Source organism: Shewanella sp. YLB-07 (assembly GCF_009377275.1).
This window is the reverse complement of the sequence record NZ_VOQB01000003.1, coordinates 345577-367538: the sequence shown is the minus strand read 5'-3', so window position 1 is coordinate 367538 and position 21962 is coordinate 345577. Positions and strand designations below refer to the sequence as shown.

Here is a 21962-nt window from a genome sequence, read left to right as displayed (position 1 = left end):
ACCTCTTTTAGTTTGGCTGCTTAATCTCTGCCAGAGCTTGTTGCAGGCCTTTAACTTGAGGCATAGCGGCCTTAATTTTCGGGATTTCCGCCTGGAAGCCTTGTTGCTTAAACCAGGTAAACATGGTGGACATCTCCTTACTCATTGGGGCGAACAACCAAGCTGGCAGGGTCAGGTAACGTGGCTTATGGCCCATCATTCGGGTGTAAATAGCCTTAATTTCTTTGAATGTTTTTTCATCCCCGGCCAGTTCGACTCCCTTTTCCAGGTATTGTGCCGGACGGGAAAACACCTGGGCGGCAAAGGCGCCGATATCATCGACGGCAACCATTTGTAGCTTGCGATTTTTTTCAATGCCCAGGACAACAGGCTCCAGTTGATAAAAGCGAAGCTGCCGGTTGCCAGAAAGTTTTCGATAAAAAAAGCGGGCCGGATAAAAGTATATGGCAATCCTATGTTGAGTATATGGCGCTCAATTTCCCTCTTGCTATCAAAGTGGGGGATGCCAGTTTGACGTTCTGCCCCGCCCACCGAAGAATAGACAAAGTGCTGCACCCTGGCAGATTTTGCCGCATCCGCATCCGCCAACGCCTTACCCTGAGCAATTTCGACCTCTATGCTACTGGTCCAGTTATTCTGAACCGAGTAGACGCCATAGGCCCCCTTCAAAATTTGTGCGAGGGTTTCCGGCTTGTCCAGATCGCCATAGACAACTGCGACACCTTGTTGGCGTAACCTGTCCGCCGATTGGCTTTGCAGGTTGCGGCTTACCGCCTTGATAGTAAAACCGCTGTTCATCAGGTGTTTACTACCGCGCCACCTTGATTGCCTGTTGCCCCTGTTACCACTATGACTTTATTTTCTACCATGTTCTTATCCAACCTAATGTTTGCTTAACGACGGATAAATCTTAACAAGGGGGCTATTGGGTAACTAGATGGTGAAATAAAGCTACACTGTCCCACTTGCGTGAGTAATCAGCTGGGTCTGATTAAGCTCTGTGATTAGCTATTTTATGGGCAGTGCTCGCTTTTATTAGCAGCGGGCATAAGACGGATAAACTCGCTTCTGAACCCGGGGGTATAGCTTCATGGCGACTCTTGGAAAAATATCGACTCATTCGGTGCAATGACAACATCCTTGGTTGTCCCATTTTCGGGATAGAATAACTCGCGTTTCCCATCTAGTTGACCAATTTGCCGATTGATAAACTTCATTGCATGTCAACTGAGTGAAATGAGGATTTTGAAGATGCCAAAGAAAAGAGACGAACTGGTCGATATTGATAGCGAGAGTACGAATAACCCAGTAGTAGAGATAATTTGTTTTACCGATCCCTATTGTACCTGGTGCTGGGGATCGGAGCCTATTCTTCGTAAAATCCAGGAGGTGTATGCCGGGCAGGTGAAGATTTCCTATATCATGGGCGGGCTGGTCGAGGACATTGGCAATTTCAGCGATCCCGCCAATGGTATCGAAGGTTGCCGATCATTGGGTGGAGGCATCACAGCAGCATAAGATGCCGGTGGACGAACAGATTTTCTTCGACATCAAGGACGATTATCGTTCTACCTACCCAGCCTGTATCGCCTTTAAGGCTGCTCAATTCCAGAGTGAAACGGCGGCAACAGATTATCTGCGACGCCTTCGCTCGGGTGCCGCAGCCGAGAGCAGGGCCATACATAGACTCGAGGTTCAGATTGAAATTGCCGGGGAGGCAGGCCTGAATGTCGACCGCTTTGTCCGGGATATCAGCGAGGGCAATGCAGAAAAGGCCTTCCGGGAAGATCTCCTAGCATGCCGTAAGCGAGCTGTGCGGGGATTTCCGACTTATCTGCTACGGGGACCAGAATCGGAAGCTATGCTGCGCAGCTTTACACGTTATGAGCAATTTGAGTATTGGTTTAAGGAGCTGGTTACCGAACCCTTGTCCCGCAGGACGCCTGTTGAAAGTGCTACCCAGATTGTGGACTTTGTTACGCGCTACGGTAAAGTGGCCCCTGTGGAAATCGCAGTCGTCTACGGTATAAGTTTCGAAGCAGCACAGGCACGGTTAAAAAGTATGGCACAGGCTGGCGTCTTGCTAGAAAGCAAAGCAGGCAACGGACACCTCTATTCACTCCCCGTAGATGCCCTGAGTTGTGATGCTGAAACGGGCAATTGCTCAACCAGCCCTGTAACGCGGTAATTGAATGAGTGATTCAAGGACAAGCCCCAAGCGATCAAGCTAAGCAAGGATATCCATTGTAGATAGCATGTGAATATTGTAGTGGTACGGTTTATTAGGCCACCTAATTTGAGGTGGTCTTGCGGTTTCACGGGTGACCGCAGTGTGTTGAACCGACGCTGACAGCGTGTTTAAGTGTCCAAAAACGTAGGAACTGCGGCGCACGCTTTTTCCCGATTGCGAGCGTAGCGGAATGCTTAACGTGGGTTGGTAAAGTGTGGTTTGAGATACCACACCTTATCCGAAGCAACGGGATTAGGGCAGAAGATCTAACAAGCTTTTGTCCAAAATGTGTTTAGCTGCACATAAAAGCTCAAATCGAAGAAGTAAACACTCAGGTGCAAACGCGGCTGTGACCTTCGGTTTCAAGGATGAAACCGCAGAGCGTATAGGGACATATTTACAGCGAGTCACAGAAGCGTTTGTACTTAAGCCCACGGCAGGTGATAGATAAAATTGAAGTAAAATGATTCAGTGAGCGAACCCAACACCAGCCCAATGAACCCAACTCAAAGGATATTTGAAACTTGTTATCCGACAAGTAAACAACAACCCTACTTGGTAAAAACAAAAAAAGCCACCCTAAAAAGGGTGGCTAGTTATTATGCTGAGCTACGAGCTACGAGCTACGAGCTACGAGCTACGAGCTACGAGCTACGAGCTACGAGCTACGAGCTACGAGCTACGAGCTAGCTCATACGCTTGTATTTCAATCTATGTGGTTCAACCACATCGGTACCATAAGTATCTTTGAGCCAAGTCGAATACTCGGTGTAGTTACCCTCGTAGAAACTCACCTGACCTTCGTCGCGGTAATCTAAGATATGGGTGGCGACGCGATCGAGGAACCAACGGTCGTGAGAGATGACCATGGCGCAACCCGGGAACTCGAGTATCGCCTCTTCCAGTGCACGTAGGGTCTCGACGTCGAGATCGTTGGTAGGCTCATCGAGTAACAAGACGTTGCCGCCTGACTGGATAAGTTTCGCCAAGTGTACTCGGTTACGTTCACCGCCAGATAGGGTGCCGATGATCTTCTGCTGATCGCCGCCGCGGAAGTTGAAACGGCCCACATAGGCGCGGCTCGGAACCTCTGTGTTGTTGATGCGCATGATGTCATGGCCGCCGGAGATCTCCTGCCAGACGGTTTTCTTATCATCCATGGAGTCACGGAACTGATCTACAGAAGCCAGTTGTACACTCTCACCGATTTCCACTGTGCCACTGTCTGGCTGCTCTGCGCCTGTGATCATCTTAAACAGGGTAGATTTACCCGCGCCGTTAGCACCGATAATGCCGACGATGGCACCCTTTGGCACCGAGAAACTCAAGTTATCTATGAGTACACGATCGCCATAGGACTTGGTCAGGTTCTTCACTTCGATGACCTTGTCTCCCAGACGCGGTCCGGGTGGAATGAACAGCTCATTGGTCTCGTTACGTTTCTGATAATCGCTGGTGTTAAGCTCTTCGAAGCGTGCCATACGCGCCTTGCCTTTCGACTGACGGCCCTTGGCACCTTGGCGTACCCACTCGAGTTCCTTGGCTATGGTCTTCTGGCGAGCACTTTGGGTGGCGGATTCCTGCTTTAGGCGGGCATCTTTCTGCTCAAGCCAAGAGGAGTAGTTACCTTCCCACGGGATACCTTCACCACGATCCAGTTCTAAGATCCAACCCGCCGCGTTATCGAGGAAATATCTATCGTGGGTGATGGCCACGACTGTACCTGTGTAGTCTTTGAGGAAGCGCTCCAGCCAGGCGACAGACTCGGCGTCCAGGTGGTTAGTTGGCTCATCGAGCAGTAACATGTCTGGTTTTTCCAGAAGCAGGCGACAGATGGCGACGCGTCGACGTTCACCACCGGATAACACTGCAATCTTTTGATCCCAGTCGGGAAGACGCAGGGCATTCGCGGCGCGCTCTAAGATGTTATCCAGATTGTGGGCATCTTGAGATTGTATGATGGCTTCCAGTTGACCTTGCTCTTTGGCCAAGGCATCGAAATCGGCATCGGGTTCGGCGTACAGGGCATAGACTTCATCTAAGCGAGTCAGGGCATTCTTAGCTTCAGAAACCGCTTCCTCGATGGCTTCACGCACGGTTTGAGATTCATCGAGCTTAGGCTCCTGGGGCAGGTAACCAATTTTAAGATCCTGCATCGGGCGTGCTTCGCCTTCAATCTCAGTGTCGATACCGGCCATGATACGAAGTAGGGTGGACTTACCCGAGCCGTTGAGGCCCAGGACACCGATTTTGGCGCCGGGAAAGAAGCTAAGAGAAATATCTTTAAGAATTTGCTTTTTCGGCGGCACAATCTTGCCGACTCTAAGCATGCTATATACGAACTGAGCCATAATGGTTCTCTGCGAAGCGGAAATTGCAGGCAGTGTACTAAATTGGCTCTGTACTCGCCAGATGCACTGTGGTTCATCCTGAATTATTTCATCAATCGTATTGTCTTACTTCTGACATATTAGCGTCACACACTTCATTTAATCTCTAAGGATTGGACTAGACCAGTTGTCGACTACTTGGAGTGAGTTGTGTTTAAGCTAACAGAAAAATTACACCAATCTCAATTTTGGCTGATCGTGTATGCCTCCTCAGCCGCCTTTATGACCTATTTTTGCATGTACGCTTTTCGTAAACCTTTCACCGCTGCGACCTATGAAACAGTCACTGGCTGGGATTTTCAGATAGATTTTAAAGTTGCCCTGGTGCTGGCTCAGGTATTTGGCTATTTGTTATCTAAAATTATTGGCATCAAGGTGGTGTCCGAGATGAAGGCGTCCCAGCGGGCCTATTGCATCTTCGCCTTGGTGATGTTCGCTCAGCTGGCCTTGATCATTTTCCCTTTAGTGCCCGCTCCTTATAATCTTATTTTACTCTTCCTTAACGGCTTACCTCTTGGAATGATCTGGGGACTGGTGTTTAGCTATCTCGAGGGACGACGGGTCTCGGAGATCCTCGGCGCGGCGCTGAGTGTGACTTTTATCGTGGCCTCGGGTTGGGTTCGTACCATAGGCAAATGGCTGATTGTCGATATGGGGGTGCCCGAGCTCTGGATGCCTGCGTTTACCGGTGGCATATTCATCCTGCCCTTGCTGGTATCTGTGGTGGCGTTGAGTCAGCTGCCGCCCCCTTCGGCAGCGGATATTGCCCTGAGACAGAAAAGGTTGCCTATGAATGGCAAAGAAAGGTGGCGCTTCTTCTGCCGTTTCGCCCCAGGCATCACTTTTCTGGTGCTGAGTTTCATGATGTTAACCGGCTTGAGGGATTTCAGAGATAATTTCGAAGCCGAGATCTGGGCCGCCCTGGGTTACGGCCAAGAGGCGAATATATTTGCTTATACGGGGATCCGTATCGCCTTCATCGTCTTGTTGGCGCTCGGAGCCATGGTACTGATCAAGAATAACGTGAAGGCCTTTTATGCCAATCATCTGGTGATCCTGTTGGGGATCTGCCTGTTCGGCCTGTCTACCCTGATGTTCGAAGCGGGCATGATCCAAGGTAAGACCTGGATGGTGGCCTTGGGCGCCGGTGTCTATATTGCCTATATTCCCTATAACTGCTTCCTGTTCGATCGCATGATCTCCGCCCTCGGCGTGAGTGCCAACGCCGGATTTCTCATCTATATATCGGACTCGGCCGGTTATCTGGGCAGCGTGGGAATATTACTCTATCGCACCTTCGGATCACCTGAATTGAGCTGGCTGACATTTTTCATCAATACCACTTATCTGGTCGCCATCGTGGCTGGGACGCTGGTGCTGGCCTCATTGGCCTATTTCTCTAGCTTGTTACGGGGACCTAGCCTTGTACCTGAGCCGGTTAAGGCTGGCCAGCACATCTAGCAAATGGGTCTCTTAAATTTAACCTCACCACTCTCAACATAGGATTTAATATGAATCACATAGAAGCAGTTATTTTAGATTGGGCCGGTACAGTCGTCGATTATGGCTCTGTTGCTCCCACGACTATTTTCGTCGAGGCCTTCTCCCAGGCCTTCGATTTCCCAATTACTCTGGCCGAGGCCAGAGTGCCCATGGGGATGGGAAAGTGGGATCATATTCGTGCCTTGGGGGAACTGGACAGCGTCAATAGCCGCTGGGTAGAGCAATTCGGTCAGCCCATGAGTCATGAGAATGTGGATCTCATCTATCGGACATTTATGCCCATGCAACAGGCCAAGGTTGTCGAGCATGCCGCGCCTATAAAGGGAGCATTGACTGCCATTGCCTGGATGCAGGGTAAGGACATCAAGATTGGCAGCTGCTCGGGTTATCCCAAGGCCGTCATGGATGTGCTGGTTCCCGTTGCCGCCGATTTAGGCTATGCGCCGGATTGTGTAGTGGCCAGCGATGAGCTCGCTGCCGGTTCGCGTCCGGGTCCCTGGATGGCGTTGGAGAATGTTAATCGCTTAGGAATTCAATCTGTGGCGGCCTGCGTTAAAGTCGATGATTCTGTGCCTGGCATAGAAGAAGGGCTTAACGCTGGCATGTGGACTGTCGGTATAGCAATAACGGGCAATGCCGTAGGCATGACAGAAGATGAATGGCAGGCATGTAGTGATGAGCAGCGTGAGCAGTTGACTCAAGCTGCCTATGACACCTTGTATGAGGCAGGTGCTCATTATGTGGTGGATGCCTTAGCCGACATAGTCCCTGTTATGCAGCTGATTAATTCCAGATTGGCGAGGGGAGAGCGCCCTTAGATGGGTCATCAAGCATTCTGGTTTGATGATGCCATGGCGGGCGATAAGACTCAGCCCACTGCGCTGAGGGGGAAGCACAGCTCGGATGTGGCTATCGTCGGTGGCGGTTACACCGGCCTGTGGACCGGTATCAAGCTGAAATTAGCCCGGCCTGAATTACGGGTGACGCTAGTGGAGAAACACTTGTGTGGCAGTGGCGCCTCGGGTCGCAATGGTGGGGCCATGTTGACCTGGTCAAGTAAGTTTCCCAGCCTGTGTCGTCTTTATGGCTTGGAAGAGGCGATACGTTTAGTCAAGGCATCTGAAGCTGGTGTTGGCGAGATCAGGGATTTTTGTCTCTCTCACGGTCTCGATGCAGATATTAGAGCCGATGGTACTTTCTATACCGCCACGAATCCGTCTCAGCTAGGCGGAATGAGCTCAATGTTACAGTCATTGAACCGGCATGATATTAATTCATGGTATAGGTGTTCGCCGGAGGAACTCAAGCAGAAAACGGGTTCTGAGGTTCATCTGGAGGGGCACTTCTCAGAAGCCGCTGGCAGTTTACATCCGGGGAAATTGGTAAGGGGTTTGCGACGGATCGCAATCAAACTCGGAGTCGAGATCCATGAACTAAGCTCGGTTAATAGCATTGACTATGGTAGCTGTAATAGACTCAATTTCGACGAGGGCGAGCTTATCTGCAAGTCATTAGTCTTGGCCACTAATGCCTGGATGCCTGAGCTGGTTCCCGAGCTTCGCCGCAGTATAATCTTAGTCTCCTCCGATATGGTGATCACCGAACCTGTGCCCGAGTCATTGGCCTCAATCGGTCTGAACCACGGAGCCGCAGTGATAGATTCGCGCACTTTCGTGCATTATTATCGTAGCACTCCCGATGGTCGATTGATGTTAGGTAAGGGAGGCAACACCTTCTCATTCGGGAATCGGGTTAGAAACTTTTTTGATGAGCCGAGTGTCTATTCGTCACAATTGTCCGATAAACTGGCCTGGATGTTCCCCGGTATTCGTCTGCCGCTGGCGCGCAGTTGGACCGGCGCATCGGATCGCTCCGTGACCGGCATGCCCTTCTTTGGTCGATTAACCGAGCATAGTAACGTTTTCTATGGACTGGGTTATTCGGGCAACGGTGTGGTGCAGAGCTATCTCGGGGGCGATATTTTATCTTCCTTGGTGCTTGGGTTGGATAATTCATGGACGCGTTCCGGCTTAGTGACGGGGCCAAGGGGACTGTTTCCCGTTGAGCCGTTTCGCTATCTTGGGGCTAATCTGGTGCGTAACGCGATTCGATATCAGGAGCGTCGCCAAGATCAAGATTTATCTGTGCCAGGCGTGATCACCGCTGTGGCAAACCTGGCTGCTTCGGCTGGCAAGGCGGATCATTGAATCGGTTTTGCATTGCCAGACTTGAGTCAACTAGATATACAGAATTGAATTTGTCCCCACAGACTTGCATAATCTACTGGTTTTTAACAGAGCGCTTATCGCGCTTCGTTTGTATTTATATGTCTCCATGTTCGTAATGTGGGGGCCATGACCTAAGGAGGTGAACCGCCATGCTCTTGTATCAAAAGATAGCCAAATATATCCAGGATTTGATTCAAGCCGGCAGTTTCGGTGACGGCGGCAAGTTACCCTCCGAGCGGGAGCTGGTGGAGGTCTTCTCATCATCGAGGATCACGGTGCGCGATGCGCTCTTGAGGTTGGAGTCCGAGGGGCTTATCTATCGTCGGCAACGTAAGGGCTGGTTCGTGTCTCCCAAGCGCTTGAAATGGAACCCAGTGACTAAGGTCAATTTCTATGGCCTGGCACGGGAGCAGGGCTTCGAGCCCAAAACTCAGGTGCTGTCTATCGGGCCATTCAATGATGATGCAGACTCGAGACTGGATTGGCAGGAGTTTGCTGGCCAGTCTCTGACTAAGCTGGTGCGCACCCGTTTCTTGGATGGCAGGCCTGTGATGTTGGAAGAGATCCATTTTGCCACCGAGATGTTTCCCGGCATAGAAAATAAAGCGCTGGACGCCTCTATCACAGAGATCATGGCCAGTGACTATCACATTCATGTGAGATCTGAAACCAGCTTGGTTTCTGTGACGGCTCTGCCCGATATCTTTGCCAACAGTCTGGAGACGGGCAATGGGGCCGCCTGCCTGAAAATTATTCGCCGCCGCTATGATGCGAAGGGCGTCTTGATCGATCTTAATGTCGAGTACTGGTTACACGGCGCCATAGAGATGTTGGTGACCAGTCATTAATCTCTTTTAGCTTTCTAATTAAGACTCAGTATCCTGCTCTCAGCCATAGGGTAGGAGCCATAGGCAAACTATGACTCCTACACCCAGTTATTAACTGTCTTCACTTATTTATGCATTTGCCAGTTCCGGCAGGCTGATTTTCATCGCTTCGAGTAGGCGTTGGATGTCTTCAATGAAAATATGCCCAATATTGCCGATGCGAAAACAATCGGCATTGGATACCTTGCCTGGATAGATGACAAAGCCCTGGCGCTTTAAATGCTCATAGAAATCACTGAAACAATATCCCGGATGTGTGGGGGAGTGAAACGAGCTGATGATTGGAGATTGCTGTCTGGTGGGCAGCAGCGGCTTAAAGCCCAACCTCTCCATGCCCGAGACCAGAAGCGCCTGGTTTTCACGGTAACGTTTGGCTCGGGCAGGGACGCCACCTTCCTCATCCAGTTCATTTAAGGCCTGTTGAAAGGCTCTCACCGTGTGCGTCGGTGAGGTGAAACGCCATTTGCCGTTATTGTCTTCCATGCAGCGCCACTGAGCATAGAGATCCAGACTCAGCGAACGGGCACGGCCTTCACAGGCTGCGAGTTGACGGGTCTTGGCTATGATAAATCCAAATCCCGGCACCCCCTGAATGCACTTGTTTGCCGAGCTTATTAAAAAGTCGACACCCAGCTCGGCGACATCCAGTGCTAGGCCACCGAAGCTGCTCATGGCATCGAGGATAAGGACTTTATTGTGTTTTTTTATGATTTTAGCTAATGCTTCGACTGGATTTAGCATGCCGGTTGTGGTTTCACAATGTACTAGAGCCACATGGGTGATGTCAGGATCCGATGACAAGACTTGCTCCAGCTCGATCGTCGTCGGCATCTGAGTCTCTACATAATCTAGGCTAGTGTTATCTATGCCCAGATAGTCGGCTATCTCAGTCATCCTGGCACCATAAGCCCCGTTATTGATGACCAGTAGCTTATCCTTGTTACCCAGCGCCGTGCCTATCACAGATTCGACACTGGCCGTTCCGCTGCCCTGCATGAGTACGCAGGTATAGTCATGTTGGTGTTTTTCTGTGGTGGCGATGGCAACCAGACGCTGACGAATATCCTGCACGACCCCAGCGTTATATTCATCATCCCAGGTACACCAATCTTTTAGCATGGTGGCTTTGACTCGATTAGAGGTGGTCAGCGGACCCGGTGTGAGTAATAGATATGCTTCATTTTGTCGCATTGTTAAGACCTGACAGAGTAATAGTTATGCTTAATATAGCATCTGGTCTAGTCCACATTATTTCATTTCTGTTAAACCTGCCTTCGACTTCAAGATTTAACTTATCCTCATCCCATTCATTACAAGTTTTAACATTTGTTTCATCTCCCTGTAAGAAATATTGCTTAGGATTTATTCAGTTTATTTGGACTAGACCAGTTAATAAATTCGAGGAGATAATAACAATGAAGCTCAAAGCATTAGTCGTGGCCATCATCTTGTCCCATTCACCTCAGGTATTGGCGCAGACTCACCTGGTGACGGGAACGGTAAAGGACAATCAGTCGGCTCTGGCCGGAGCGACTGTGGTGGTACTGGGCACAGGGATCAGAGTCGTGACAGATTATAACGGTGACTTTAGCCTTAATCAGCTGGCCGAGGGGGAGTATCGGCTGGAGATCTCCTATCTGGGTTATCAAAAATACCAGCAGGTACTGAAGATAGAGGGTGAGCAACGTCTTGAGTTAGGCGAGTTAGTGCTGAATCTGGACAGTAACACCTTAGAGGTCATTCAGGTGCGTGGAGCGATTCAGCGCGGCGAGATGCTGGCACTCAACACCCAGAAAAACTCCAATACCATAATCAATGTAATTTCAGCAGGTGAGATCAGTAAGTTACCCGATAGAAATGCCGCCGAAGCGGTGCAGCGCATCCCAGGTGTATCAATCGAGCGAGATCAGGGAGAGGGGCGCTTCGTTGCCGTACGCGGACTGCCATCTGAGTGGAACAGTGCCACCATCAATGGCAATCGTATCCCTACCGCCGAAGAGGAAACCACAGGTCGCTCGACGGCATTCGACTTCTTTCCATCGGAAATGATCGAATACATAGAGGTGACTAAGGCACTGACTCCCGACATAGAGGGAGATGCCATAGGAGGCAGCGTCAATTTTATCACCCGTAAAGCTGCCAAGGAGCAGACATTTAGCCTCTCAGCCGGAGTCGGGCAACACGCTCAGGCCCAAGATGGCTTGGATTATACTGCCAATCTGCTCTACGGCGATCGCAGTGCGGACGATAAATTTGGCTTTATCATCAATGCCAATATTTGGTCGAGAGACTGGGCCACGGATAATTATGAACCCAGACGAGATCAAGATGGTGGGATCTATCGACTCGAATTGAGAGATTACACGGGTACCCGGGAGACCTATGGTTTCAATGGTGCACTCGAGTACCTGCTCGACGATGGTAAGCTCTATGCCAGCATGATTTATGGCTCCCTGAGAGATGATGAACTGCATTACAAGCACAGATACCGTTTCGATAAAGACAGGGCCGAAGTGCAGCATATCAGCAATGAGTTGATCACCGAAATGACGGGATTCGAGCTTGGTGGTGAACATTTTATCGGTGAGGCATCGAGCATAGATTGGCAATTGGCGAGCTATACCAACGAGTTTCGTTATGGCGACACGCCAAATGGCGATGATGCCAGTTACTTTGTGATGCGCTTCGATCAACAAAATGTGGGTTATACCGGGCTGGAAGATCGCGGCGAGGGGAACAATGCCTACAATCGGGTCGATGGCGGCCAAGATAGCGCTAACAGGCCAGATACCCATCTGTCAGATGATTTTATCATGGATCCCGCTAAGTCTATGTTGTCTTGGGTCGAGTTATACAAGGTCAATGTCAAAGAGAGAGACAAGATAGTCGCTCAGATAAATTTTAATCAGGATATCAGCTATGAGCTGAACCTGAAGTTAGGGGCTAAGTACCGTAACAAGGAGCGTAATGCGCGATTCTCCGACGAGTTTTACTCCTGGGACCCCAGTGCTGGGCCAGTGCCGACCCTGAGTGATTTTCCCCTGTCTGGTCAGCCCGGTGGTGCTGATTATCTCGGGGCACTTAATGGTGATTATCATGAGCAATTTTCTCCGGTGGCGTCACTGCCTGAACTGGCCGATTTCTGGACTCAGAATCGGGATAACTTCATCTTAGATGAGAGTGAATCTCTGCTGGTCTCCAATGGCGGCGCCTTGGGACGTCACTTCGATGTCAATGAAACTCATATTTCTGCCTACGCCATGGCGAGCTATGAGTTTAATGACATGTGGTTCGTGATGGGGGGCTTGCGTCTGACTCAGACTGATACAGAGGTGAAGGGCTATACCTATATTGCCGATGAGGATGCCTTGGTGGCATCCAAAGGCGGCAAGGATTATCTTTCTGTATTGCCCTCTTTGCACGTTAAATATTCGCCGGATGAGATGACCAATTATCGACTCGCCTTGACCCGGGGTTTTAGTCGTCCCGATTTTGGTGCCTTATCTCCGGGGTCGACCTATTTCGAGGCTGACAATGAGCTCAATACGGGGAATCCGGAACTCGAACCTACTTATTCCAATAATCTGGATCTGATGGCGGAATATTATTTCGACAATGTGGGCTTGATATCGGCGGGATTCTTCTACAAAGATATCCAAGATCCCATCTTCGAACATACCAGCATAGGGGAATATAAGGGCAAGACTGGCGTGCTAATCAATCGCCCGGAAAATGGTGATGATGCTCGCTTGTATGGCGCAGAATTATCCCTGAGCCAGAGTTTAGATTTCATCTCTGACTCACTGGAAAGTTTCGGCATACTGGCCAATTATACCCTGATGGATTCAGAGATGACGGTGCCGGGTCGGGAGGAGAAAACTAAGATCCCCCGTCAGGCCGATAGGCTATATAACCTGACTGTCTATTATGACGATGACACCTTCTCATTACGTGTTGCGATGAATTACAAGGGAGAATATATCGAGTCTCACGGCAGAAGGTCGGATTCTGATCGCTACTATGGGTCCTACCAAAGTCTGGACATGTCGGCCTCCTATAACCTGAGCAAGCGTGCTTCGGTATACCTGGAGATGAATAATTTGACCGATGAGCCTCTGACCTATTATCAAGGCTCGCCAGCCAGGCCGCTACAAGTGGAATATTATGGAGTTAGAGGCATGCTAGGTTTCAGCTATGGCTTTTAAACTTAGTTTCTACACTTAATCATAAACCCGTGAATGGCACGGGTTTGGGCTGTGGAATCCAGATTCGTGTCTTTGGATATGAATAATCTAGGCCTGTGATATGGCATAAATATCATACTAACATCTCTGCTTGATGCGCGCGTATTGAGTATAACTAATGAGTAAAGCCAAGGAATTTCATGTTGTAAATACTGGGATTGTGATCGATAGCAGAGTAGACTACCGCGCAACCCTACCTATAAGAAATGACAGCTGGAGTGACTAATGCTGAAAAAAGATATGAATATCGCGGACTACGATCCACAACTTTTCAAAGCGATTGAAGATGAGACTCGCCGCCAGGAAGAGCATATCGAACTTATCGCTTCAGAAAACTACGCGAGTCCTCGTGTTCTTGAAGCACAAGGTTCTCAGCTAACCAACAAGTACGCCGAAGGTTACCCAGGTAAGCGTTACTATGGCGGTTGTGAGTATGTAGATATCGCAGAAGACTTGGCTATCTCTCGCGCTAAAGAGCTTTTCGGTGCCACTTATGCCAACGTGCAGCCACACTCAGGTTCACAGGCAAATGCCGCAGTATTTATGGCTCTGCTTCAAGGCGGCGACACTGTACTGGGTATGAGTCTGGCTCATGGTGGTCATCTGACTCACGGTTCACACGTTAGCTTCTCAGGTAAACTGTATAATGCGGTTCAATACGGTATCGATGAGACTACGGGTAAGATAGATTACGCCGAAGTTGAGCGCCTTGCTATCGAGCATAAGCCTAAGATGATCATCGCAGGTTTTAGTGCTTATTCAGGCATCGTCGACTGGAGCAAGTTCCGTGAAATTGCCGATAAAGTTGGTGCTTACCTGTTCGTCGATATGGCACACGTTGCCGGCCTGATTGCTGCGGGTATCTACCCGAATCCTCTCCCACACGCTCACGTTGTGACTACTACAACCCATAAGACCTTAGCCGGTCCGCGTGGTGGTTTGATCCTTTCGGCTATCGATGATGAAGCTATCTACAAGAAGCTAAACTCTGCGGTATTCCCTGGTGGTCAAGGTGGTCCTTTGATGCACGTTATCGCTGCTAAAGCGGTTGCATTTAAAGAAGCGCTAGAGCCTGAGTTTACTGTATATCAGAAGCAAGTCGTTGTTAATGCCAAGGCGATGGCAAAGACCTTCATCGAGCGTGGCTACGATGTGGTTTCTGGCGGTACCGATAACCATCTATTCTTGCTGGATTTGATCAGCAAAGATATGACGGGTAAAGATGCCGATGCGGCGCTGGGTCTTGCTAACATCACAGTGAATAAGAATTCGGTACCAAACGATCCACGTTCACCATTTGTGACTTCGGGTCTACGTATAGGTTCTCCTGCCATCACTCGCCGCGGCTTCAAGGAAGAGCAAGCAGTTGAGCTGACTAACTGGATGTGTGATGTGTTGGATGACATCACTAATGAAGGCACTATCGAGCGTGTTAAGAAGCAGGTTCTGGAACTGTGTGCTAAGTTCCCTGTTTACGGTTAACCTTTAAGGTTAATTCAGGTAAACTTCGATGGCCGCTACTTAGCGGCCATTTTTGTTGGTTTTTTCGTTAGAGTAAAAATGCCATTAGTTTTTTTCTCACTTATTTTTGGAGGCTCGATGCATTGTCCTTTCTGTAGCGCAACCGATACTAAGGTGATCGATTCTCGTCTGGTGGCCGGCGGACATCAGGTAAGACGACGCCGAGAGTGCGTCCAGTGTCACGAGAGATATACCACTTTTGAAGGTGCCGAACTTGTGATGCCCCGAGTGATAAAGCAAGACGGCAGTCGCCAGCCTTTCGATGAAGAGAAACTCAGGGGCGGCATGCTGAGGGCGGTAGAGAAGCGCCCCGTCTCTATTGATCAGATAGAGCAAGCCCTGACTAAGATCAAGTCGACCCTGAGGGCAACCGGCGAGCGTGAGGTCAAGTCTGAGCTTATCGGCAATTTGATGATGGATCAGCTGGTGGGCCTGGATAAGGTCGCCTATATCCGTTTTGCCTCGGTCTACCGGGCGTTCGAAGATGTTTCCGAGTTTGGTGATGCTATCGCCAAGCTGCAGAAGTAAATAAAGTTTCAATCCCATCGATTAGTGATTTTTTAAACTTTTTTGGTCTGTGAACTTATGTGGTCAATAGAAGATACTGAATTTATGAGCCGTGCAATCAAACTTGCACGTCGAGGTTTATATACCACTCGCCCTAATCCCTGTGTCGGTTGCGTCATCACATTAGATGATAAGATCCTCGGTGAAGGTTTTCATATTCGCGCCGGCGGCCCTCATGCCGAGGTGCATGCCTTAGCCATGGCCACGGAGCGCGCCGGCGGCCTAGCCGATCTAAAGGGCGCGACAGCTTATGTGACCCTGGAGCCTTGTAGCCATTATGGCCGCACGCCTCCTTGCGCAGAGGCGCTGATTAAACACGGTATATCCCGTGTCGTGGTGGCCGTAGAAGATCCCAATCCTCAGGTATCGGGTCGAGGCATTAAGATGCTCAAGGATGCCGGCATAAAGGTCGATGTTGGCCTGCTTGGTGATGAGGCTGCTCAAATTAATCCTGGCTTTATGAAGCGTATGCAAAGCGCGCTTCCTTGGGTGACGGTAAAACTTGCCGCTAGCTTAGATGGCAAGACGGCCTTGAGTAACGGCGCATCAAAATGGATCTCCGGCCCTGAGTCTCGCCGTGATGTGCAGCGCTTAAGAGCGCGGAGCTGCGCCTTGGTGACTGGCATCGAAACCGTATTGTTAGATGACCCATCCCTCAATGTGCGTCACAGTGAATTAGGCTTGTTATCGCAGCAAGTCGATGCAGACTCATTGCACCAGCCACTTAGAGTCATACTCGACAGCCGCGCCAGACTCACATCATCAGCGAAACTGTTTGCTATCACCAGCCCTATCTTACTGGTTTCTTGTGTCGATTATCCTCAGGCTGAACAGGACGCTTGGCCTAAGCATGTCTCCGGGCTCACACTGGCCCCAGATGATGACGGCAGAGTCGAGTTGACGGCGCTGTTTTCTCACTTAGGTAAAACCTGTAATTCAGTGTTAATCGAAGCAGGAGCAACACTGGCCGGCAGTGTCATTAGCCAGAATCATGCCGATGAGTTAATCCTCTATCAGGCGATGAAGCTTTTAGGCTCGAACGGACGTAATTTAATCTCTCTGCCTGACTATACAGATATGGCAGACATTCCATCCATCGAATTAATCGATGAACGTAAATTGGGTGATGACACCCGTTTGACGTTAAAAATAAGGTCATAATTCATGTTTACCGGGATCATAGAGTCAGTTGGAACCTTAAGAAAGATAGAGCGGCTAGGTGATGATATTCGCCTCAACGTGGCGAGTAATAAACTCGACCTGTCCGATGTGCGTCTAGGGGATAGCATAGCCACCAATGGCGTCTGTTTGACCGTCGTCGAATGCCTCAGTGATGGTTATGTCGCCGATATCTCGGCTGAAACAGTGAGCCTGACAGGCTTTGCCAAATACCAGGTGGGTACCAGAGTTAACCTTGAAAAAGCCGTGACGCCAACCACTCGATTAGGTGGACATATGGTTAGCGGTCATGTTGATGGCGTGGCGACCGTGGATGACAGGCAATACCGGGGTAAGGCCATCGAGTTCTGGCTGAGCGCACCGGCAGAGTTGGCCCGTTATATCGCCCACAAAGGCTCGATCACCATAGATGGGGTGAGCCTGACCGTGAATGAGGTGCAAGACAATCGCTTCAGACTGACTATTGTGCCTCATACCGCCACAGAGACGACCCTTGAAAGTCTCAAGGCGGGTGACAAGGTGAATATCGAAGTCGACCTGATTGCCCGTCATTTAGAGCGTTTGATGACATATACCAATAAAGAAACGCAGCCTGAGTCAAATGTGACCATGGATCTGTTAGCTCGCTCAGGTTTTTTGCGTTAGACACTAGAATACCTGTGAATAGAAGATTAAATTGATAATAAAATATCGGTTCATAGGTTTTGCCTAAACCAGATACTCGAAACTATAAAATTTAAGGCCTTACAATGTCGTTACACAGTATAGAAGAGATCATCGAAGATATTCGTCTCGGTAAAATGGTTATCTTGATGGACGATGAAGATCGTGAGAATGAAGGCGATCTGATCATGGCTGCAGACATGATCACGGCACAAGCGATTAACTTTATGGCGACCTTCGGCCGCGGATTGATCTGTCAGACATTGACTCAATCACGTTGTCAGCAGCTGAACTTACCTTTGATGGTCGTCAATAATAATGCCCAGTTTTCGACTAACTTCACTATGTCTATCGAGGCTGCTGAAGGAGTGACTACCGGTATATCGGCGCAAGACAGAGCGGTGACGGTGAAAGCTGCGGTCGCAAAAGAGGCTAAGGCCAGTGACATAGTGCAGCCGGGTCATATCTTTCCCTTGATGGCGAAAGAGGGCGGAGTGCTTATTCGTGCGGGTCATACCGAGGCGGGTTGTGATTTAGCCAGGCTGGCAGGTTTTGAAGCGTCATCTGTGATTGTCGAAATATTGAATGACGATGGCACCATGGCTCGACGCCCGGATCTTGAGGTGTTCGCCGAGAAACATGGTCTTAAGATGGGCACCATCGCCGATCTTATCGAATATCGTAATACCAAAGAGAGCAACGTAGTACGTGAGGCTAAGTGTAAACTGCCCACACGTTTCGGCGAGTTCGATATGCTGACTTTCAGAGACACTATCGATAATCAGCTCCACTATGTTTTGATCAAGGGTGAAGTTAAAGATGAAGTGCTGGTGCGCGTGCATCTGCAAAATACCTTCAATGACCTGTTGCACTCGGAACGTGATCAGAAGCGTAGTTGGCCCCTCGAGAAGGCGATGCAACGTATTGCCGATGAAGGCGGAGTACTGGTACTTCTGGGTAACCAGGAACACAGTAGTGATATTCTTGCCAAAGTAAAAGCATTCGAGCTCGAAGACAGTGGCCAGGCGCCCACTCCTGCAAAGTGGCAAGGAACGTCTCGTCAAGTGGGTGTCGGCTCGCAGATATTAGCCAATGTGGGGGTGACTAAGATGCGTCTGCTCAGTTCACCTAAACGTTATCATTCACTTTCAGGTTTTGGCTTAGAAGTGACCGAGTACATAAGTGAATAGATAAAATCTGTTCAAATTAAATCAATTCTGGTGATTTGCATGGAGAACAACGTAGGGGGCTGTGATATCATACCGCCTCTTCCGTGTCCGAGCCGGTTAAATCAGCTAATTTAGGTAAGATAAATGAACATAGTTCAAGGTAATATCGAGTCGAAAAACGCCAAGGTTGCTATCGTAGTATCTCGCTTCAACAGTTTTCTTGTTGAGAGCTTACTCGAGGGTGCGGTTGATACACTAAAGCGTTTCGGTCAAGTCGCTGATGATAACATCACAGTCGTACGAGTCCCCGGAGCCGTAGAGCTGCCTTTAGCTGCACGTCGTGTTGCCGCTAGTGGTAAGTTTGATGGCATTATTGCCCTCGGTGCAATTATCCGTGGCGGTACGCCACACTTTGATTTAGTTGCAGATGTATGTAATAAGGGATTAGGTCAAGTTGCACTTGAGTACGATGTTCCTGTTGCATTCGGTGTGTTGACTACCGATACCACAGAGCAAGCGATTGAGCGATCAGGTATTAAAGCGGGCAATAAGGGTGGCGAAGCTGCACTTAGCCTGATTGAAATGATTAACGTGCTGCAAGAACTAGAACAGCAGTTGCAAGATTAGGAAAAAAGATGAAACCTTCTGAGCGCCGCAAGGCCCGCCGTTTAGCCGTACAAGCCATCTACTCTTGGCAGTTAAGCGGAAATAATATTGCCGATGTGGAGCATGAGTTTCTTACAGAGCAAAAAGTCGATGGTATCGATGTCGCATACTTCCGTGAGTTATTCACTGGAACGGCAACGAAACTCGCTCAAATAGATGAACTAATTATTCCTCATGTTGAGCGTCCATTTAACGAAGTATCTCCTATCGAGAAAGCGGTACTGAGAATGGCGACCTACGAGCTTACATTCCGCAAGGATGTACCCTATAAGGTTGCGATTAACGAAGCTATCGAACTGGCAAAGACCTTTGGTGCAGAAGATGGCCATAAGTTTGTTAACGGTATTCTCGACAAGATAGTGGGTCGTAAGTAATACGAAAAACGGCATCTCAGGATGCCATTTTTTTTGCCTCGCGAACCTAGTATTTATCCTAAAATCAGATGTACTTATCTTACTCAGATACGGGCAGACTAATCCTTGAAAGAATTTCAATTAATCGAACACTTCTTTAATCGCCGTGGTCAAACGCGCCGTGATGTCGAGTTAGGCATAGGTGACGATTGTGCTCTGGTGCAAGTCGCTCCGAATAAATCCATCGCTATCTCTTGTGACACCTTAGTCGAGAATGTCCATTTCTATCCCGATATACCACCTCAAGCCTTGGGCTATAAATCCTTAGCCGTTAACCTCTCCGATCTTGCTTCCATGGGGGCCGAGCCCGCATGGATGACACTGGCATTAACCTTGCCCGATGTGGATGAGACTTGGCTGGAGCAGTTTAGTACCGGTTTGTTCGATGCCGCCGAGTATTACAGGGTGTCACTCATAGGTGGAGATACGACTCGTGGCCCGCGTGCAATCAGCATTACCATCAACGGATTAGTACCTACGGGAACCGCGCTGACGCGAGGTGGTGCTAAAAATGGTGACTGGATCTATGTCACTGGCACCTTAGGTGATTCGGCATTGGGTCTGGATGTGATACGCGGAAACCGGCGAGTCGATGCCGAATATAACGAATATCTGATTAATCGTCATTATTATCCGACACCGAGAGTGTTGGCGGGGCAAGCACTGCGAAACCTGGCCTCGAGTGCCATCGATCTCTCCGATGGTCTGGCATCGGATATTTTGCATGTGCTGGAGCGTTCTGAGGTCGGTGCGGTTATCGATGTGGATCTATTGCCGTTATCCCAGGCCGTAAAAGACTCAGTATCTGAGCAAGAAGCCTTAAGCTATGCGTTATCTGGCGGTGAGGACTACGAATTGCTCTTTACCGTTCCAGAGGCGCAAAAAGGCGCTTTGGAGATGGCGTTAGCCCATGCCTGTGTCGAATTTACCCAGGTAGGACAAGTGACGTCAGATAAACAACTGAGATTGATACGCAATGGAGAGCCATTTAATCTCACCAACATAGGTTTCGAGCATTTCTCCTGATGAACATATTATCTAAAGACAAAGCGTTAACTCATCTCTCCCTGAAGAATCCCATTCACTTTTTAGCGCTTGGGTTTGGTTCGGGCTTAGTGGCAAAAGCGCCGGGGACCTTCGGTACCTTGGCCGCTATTCCACTTTTTCTCCTGATGGCACCCCTTAGCTTACCTTGGTATCTGGCGCTCACCTTATTGAGTGTGCTCGCTGGTTTTTATATCTGTGATAAGGCCGCTAAAGACATGGGGGTTCACGATCATGGTGCTATCGTGTGGGATGAAATTGCCGGATTACTCATTACTATGATTGCCGCGCCTGCGGGTTGGCTCTGGTTAGTCATAGGATTCGCCTTGTTTCGCTTCTTCGATATTTTGAAACCTTGGCCCATTCGTTGGCTGGATGCCAAGGTACAAGGTGGCTTCGGGATCATGATTGACGATGTGCTGGCAGGTATTTTCTCGCTGATTTGTCTGCAGGTGTTAGCTTACTATTTCGCTTAAAACACCCAGGTGGCTTTGGCGAAAAAGGTGGGGTCGGCGATATGACCAAACAGGTCTTGTCCCGCGTTATCGGTACCATTGTAGGTGATACACGCGGTTACCGGACCTATGGGGTAGCTTAAGCCTAAGTTAAAATAGGTATAAGCATCACCTAGGGCCTCCTCGGTGTCCCACCATCCTAGCTGCATATCTAAACTTACTCCGGTATCCCACAGTGACAGCGACTTGTTGTATTCCACTCGGTAGGCTTTATCTTGACTCAAGTCCCCTAAGATATCATTTAAGGTATGGCTAAAAGAGAATTGTCCATAAGGGGTGTACAGGTCAAACATCAACTCGGTAAAGTCCAGACTGATGTCTGCCGCATTGGAGCCCTGAATAAGATATTGGTAGAGGGTGACCGATAGATACACTTCTTCGTTAAATAGATGACGGTAGCCAACATAAACATCGGTCTCCAGGTTTTCTCCAGCCTCATAGGGGCTGGCATCATCGATGAAATTGAATGTCGATATGAAGGTGCCCAGGTAAAATCCATTACCGACGTCGTATCCGGCGAGTACCTGTACGGCTGGATCTGTCTGCGTCAAAGACACCCCATAGGCTCTATGATCTGTAGTAACGGTCGCATGACCATAAAAACTGCCATCCGCCTGGCTGGGGAGTGTGAAAAAAAGCATCAGATAAGCGAGTAAATGAAGCGTCTTAATGACGACAATGAGAGAGTATTTGGCCGCACTTTTCCATGTGTTCAGTAAATAATTCATATCCCTTGCCTTATT

At 49.2% G+C, this 21962-nt stretch carries 21 protein-coding genes; 16 read left to right on the top strand and 5 right to left on the bottom strand.

What is annotated here, in order from left to right; genetic code table 11:
* Positions 1-7: 7 nt before the first annotated feature.
* Both FS373_RS32715 and FS373_RS08430 read right to left on the bottom strand, forming a co-directional pair.
* Complete coding sequence (locus FS373_RS32715) at positions 8-313, bottom strand: hypothetical protein (protein WP_416221755.1); 306 nt, start codon at positions 311-313, stop codon at positions 8-10.
* On the bottom strand, positions 196-798 hold the full coding sequence (locus FS373_RS08430) for an NmrA family NAD(P)-binding protein (protein ID WP_152829248.1): 603 nt from the start codon (positions 796-798) through the stop codon (positions 196-198). The genes FS373_RS32715 and FS373_RS08430 overlap by 118 nt, the downstream gene beginning before the upstream one ends.
* A 453-nt stretch (positions 799-1251) precedes the next feature.
* Here FS373_RS08430 and FS373_RS32420 point away from each other — a divergent pair, with 453 nt between their 5' ends.
* Complete coding sequence (locus FS373_RS32420; protein ID WP_194165829.1) at positions 1252-1518, top strand: DsbA family protein; 267 nt, start codon at positions 1252-1254, stop codon at positions 1516-1518.
* Positions 1469-2188, top strand: coding sequence for a DsbA family oxidoreductase (locus FS373_RS08420; RefSeq protein WP_152829246.1), 720 nt, complete (start codon positions 1469-1471; stop codon positions 2186-2188). Before FS373_RS32420 ends, FS373_RS08420 begins: the two co-directional genes overlap by 50 nt.
* A gap of 728 nt (positions 2189-2916) precedes the next feature.
* On the opposite strand, the gene ettA is transcribed toward FS373_RS08420, so the two are convergent.
* Positions 2917-4581 (bottom strand): energy-dependent translational throttle protein EttA, encoded by a 1665-nt coding sequence (ettA, locus tag FS373_RS08415; protein ID WP_144045465.1) that lies wholly within the window; start codon positions 4579-4581, stop codon positions 2917-2919.
* A gap of 189 nt (positions 4582-4770) precedes the next feature.
* Here ettA and FS373_RS08410 point away from each other — a divergent pair, with 189 nt between their 5' ends.
* From FS373_RS08410 to FS373_RS08395, 4 genes are all read left to right on the top strand, one after another.
* Positions 4771-6081 (top strand): DUF5690 family protein, encoded by a 1311-nt coding sequence (locus FS373_RS08410; RefSeq protein WP_144045466.1) that lies wholly within the window; start codon positions 4771-4773, stop codon positions 6079-6081.
* Between the two features lie 50 nt (positions 6082-6131).
* A complete protein-coding gene (phnX, locus tag FS373_RS08405; protein WP_144045467.1) occupies positions 6132-6941 on the top strand; it encodes a phosphonoacetaldehyde hydrolase in 810 nt (269 codons plus the stop codon).
* The gene (locus FS373_RS08400) at positions 6942-8330 is read left to right on the top strand and encodes an FAD-dependent oxidoreductase (RefSeq protein ID WP_152829245.1); all 1389 of its coding nucleotides are present in this window, start codon (positions 6942-6944) and stop codon (positions 8328-8330) included.
* 170 nt (positions 8331-8500) lie between these two features.
* On the top strand, positions 8501-9199 hold the full coding sequence (locus FS373_RS08395) for a UTRA domain-containing protein (protein WP_144045469.1): 699 nt from the start codon (positions 8501-8503) through the stop codon (positions 9197-9199).
* A 108-nt stretch (positions 9200-9307) separates the two neighbouring features.
* Here the strand turns inward: FS373_RS08395 and phnW are convergent, their stop codons facing one another.
* Positions 9308-10429: a 2-aminoethylphosphonate--pyruvate transaminase gene (phnW, locus tag FS373_RS08390; protein WP_152829244.1), complete on the bottom strand. Its 1122-nt coding sequence runs from the start codon at positions 10427-10429 to the stop codon at positions 9308-9310.
* A gap of 224 nt (positions 10430-10653) precedes the next feature.
* Between phnW and FS373_RS08385 the strand changes: the two genes are divergently transcribed.
* The 10 genes from FS373_RS08385 (at position 10654) to FS373_RS08340 (ending at position 21180) form a co-directional block, all read left to right on the top strand.
* Positions 10654-13443 (top strand): TonB-dependent receptor, encoded by a 2790-nt coding sequence (locus tag FS373_RS08385; protein WP_152829243.1) that lies wholly within the window; start codon positions 10654-10656, stop codon positions 13441-13443.
* Positions 13444-13707: 264 nt separating this feature from the next.
* Complete coding sequence (gene glyA / locus FS373_RS08380) at positions 13708-14964, top strand: serine hydroxymethyltransferase (RefSeq protein ID WP_144045472.1); 1257 nt, start codon at positions 13708-13710, stop codon at positions 14962-14964.
* Positions 14965-15081: 117 nt separating this feature from the next.
* Positions 15082-15531, top strand: coding sequence for a transcriptional regulator NrdR (nrdR, locus tag FS373_RS08375; protein ID WP_144048878.1), 450 nt, complete (start codon positions 15082-15084; stop codon positions 15529-15531).
* A gap of 57 nt (positions 15532-15588) precedes the next feature.
* The gene (gene ribD, locus FS373_RS08370) at positions 15589-16731 is read left to right on the top strand and encodes a bifunctional diaminohydroxyphosphoribosylaminopyrimidine deaminase/5-amino-6-(5-phosphoribosylamino)uracil reductase RibD (RefSeq protein WP_144045473.1); all 1143 of its coding nucleotides are present in this window, start codon (positions 15589-15591) and stop codon (positions 16729-16731) included.
* Between the two features lie 3 nt (positions 16732-16734).
* Complete coding sequence (locus FS373_RS08365) at positions 16735-17394, top strand: riboflavin synthase (protein ID WP_144045474.1); 660 nt, start codon at positions 16735-16737, stop codon at positions 17392-17394.
* 104 nt (positions 17395-17498) lie between these two features.
* Complete coding sequence (ribBA, locus tag FS373_RS08360) at positions 17499-18602, top strand: bifunctional 3,4-dihydroxy-2-butanone-4-phosphate synthase/GTP cyclohydrolase II (protein ID WP_144045475.1); 1104 nt, start codon at positions 17499-17501, stop codon at positions 18600-18602.
* Between the two features lie 123 nt (positions 18603-18725).
* The gene (gene ribE, locus FS373_RS08355; protein ID WP_144045476.1) at positions 18726-19208 is read left to right on the top strand and encodes a 6,7-dimethyl-8-ribityllumazine synthase; all 483 of its coding nucleotides are present in this window, start codon (positions 18726-18728) and stop codon (positions 19206-19208) included.
* Between the two features lie 8 nt (positions 19209-19216).
* Positions 19217-19621 (top strand): transcription antitermination factor NusB, encoded by a 405-nt coding sequence (gene nusB, locus FS373_RS08350; protein ID WP_144045477.1) that lies wholly within the window; start codon positions 19217-19219, stop codon positions 19619-19621.
* A 105-nt stretch (positions 19622-19726) separates the two neighbouring features.
* Entirely contained in the window at positions 19727-20686 is a 960-nt protein-coding gene (thiL, locus tag FS373_RS08345) for a thiamine-phosphate kinase (protein ID WP_152829242.1), read from the top strand.
* Positions 20686-21180, top strand: coding sequence for a phosphatidylglycerophosphatase A (locus tag FS373_RS08340; RefSeq protein ID WP_144045479.1), 495 nt, complete (start codon positions 20686-20688; stop codon positions 21178-21180). Before thiL ends, FS373_RS08340 begins: the two co-directional genes overlap by 1 nt.
* Here the strand turns inward: FS373_RS08340 and FS373_RS08335 are convergent.
* A complete protein-coding gene (locus tag FS373_RS08335) occupies positions 21177-21947 on the bottom strand; it encodes a TorF family putative porin (RefSeq protein ID WP_144045480.1) in 771 nt (256 codons plus the stop codon). The genes FS373_RS08340 and FS373_RS08335 overlap by 4 nt on opposite strands.
* Between the last annotated feature and the right edge of the window lie 15 nt (positions 21948-21962).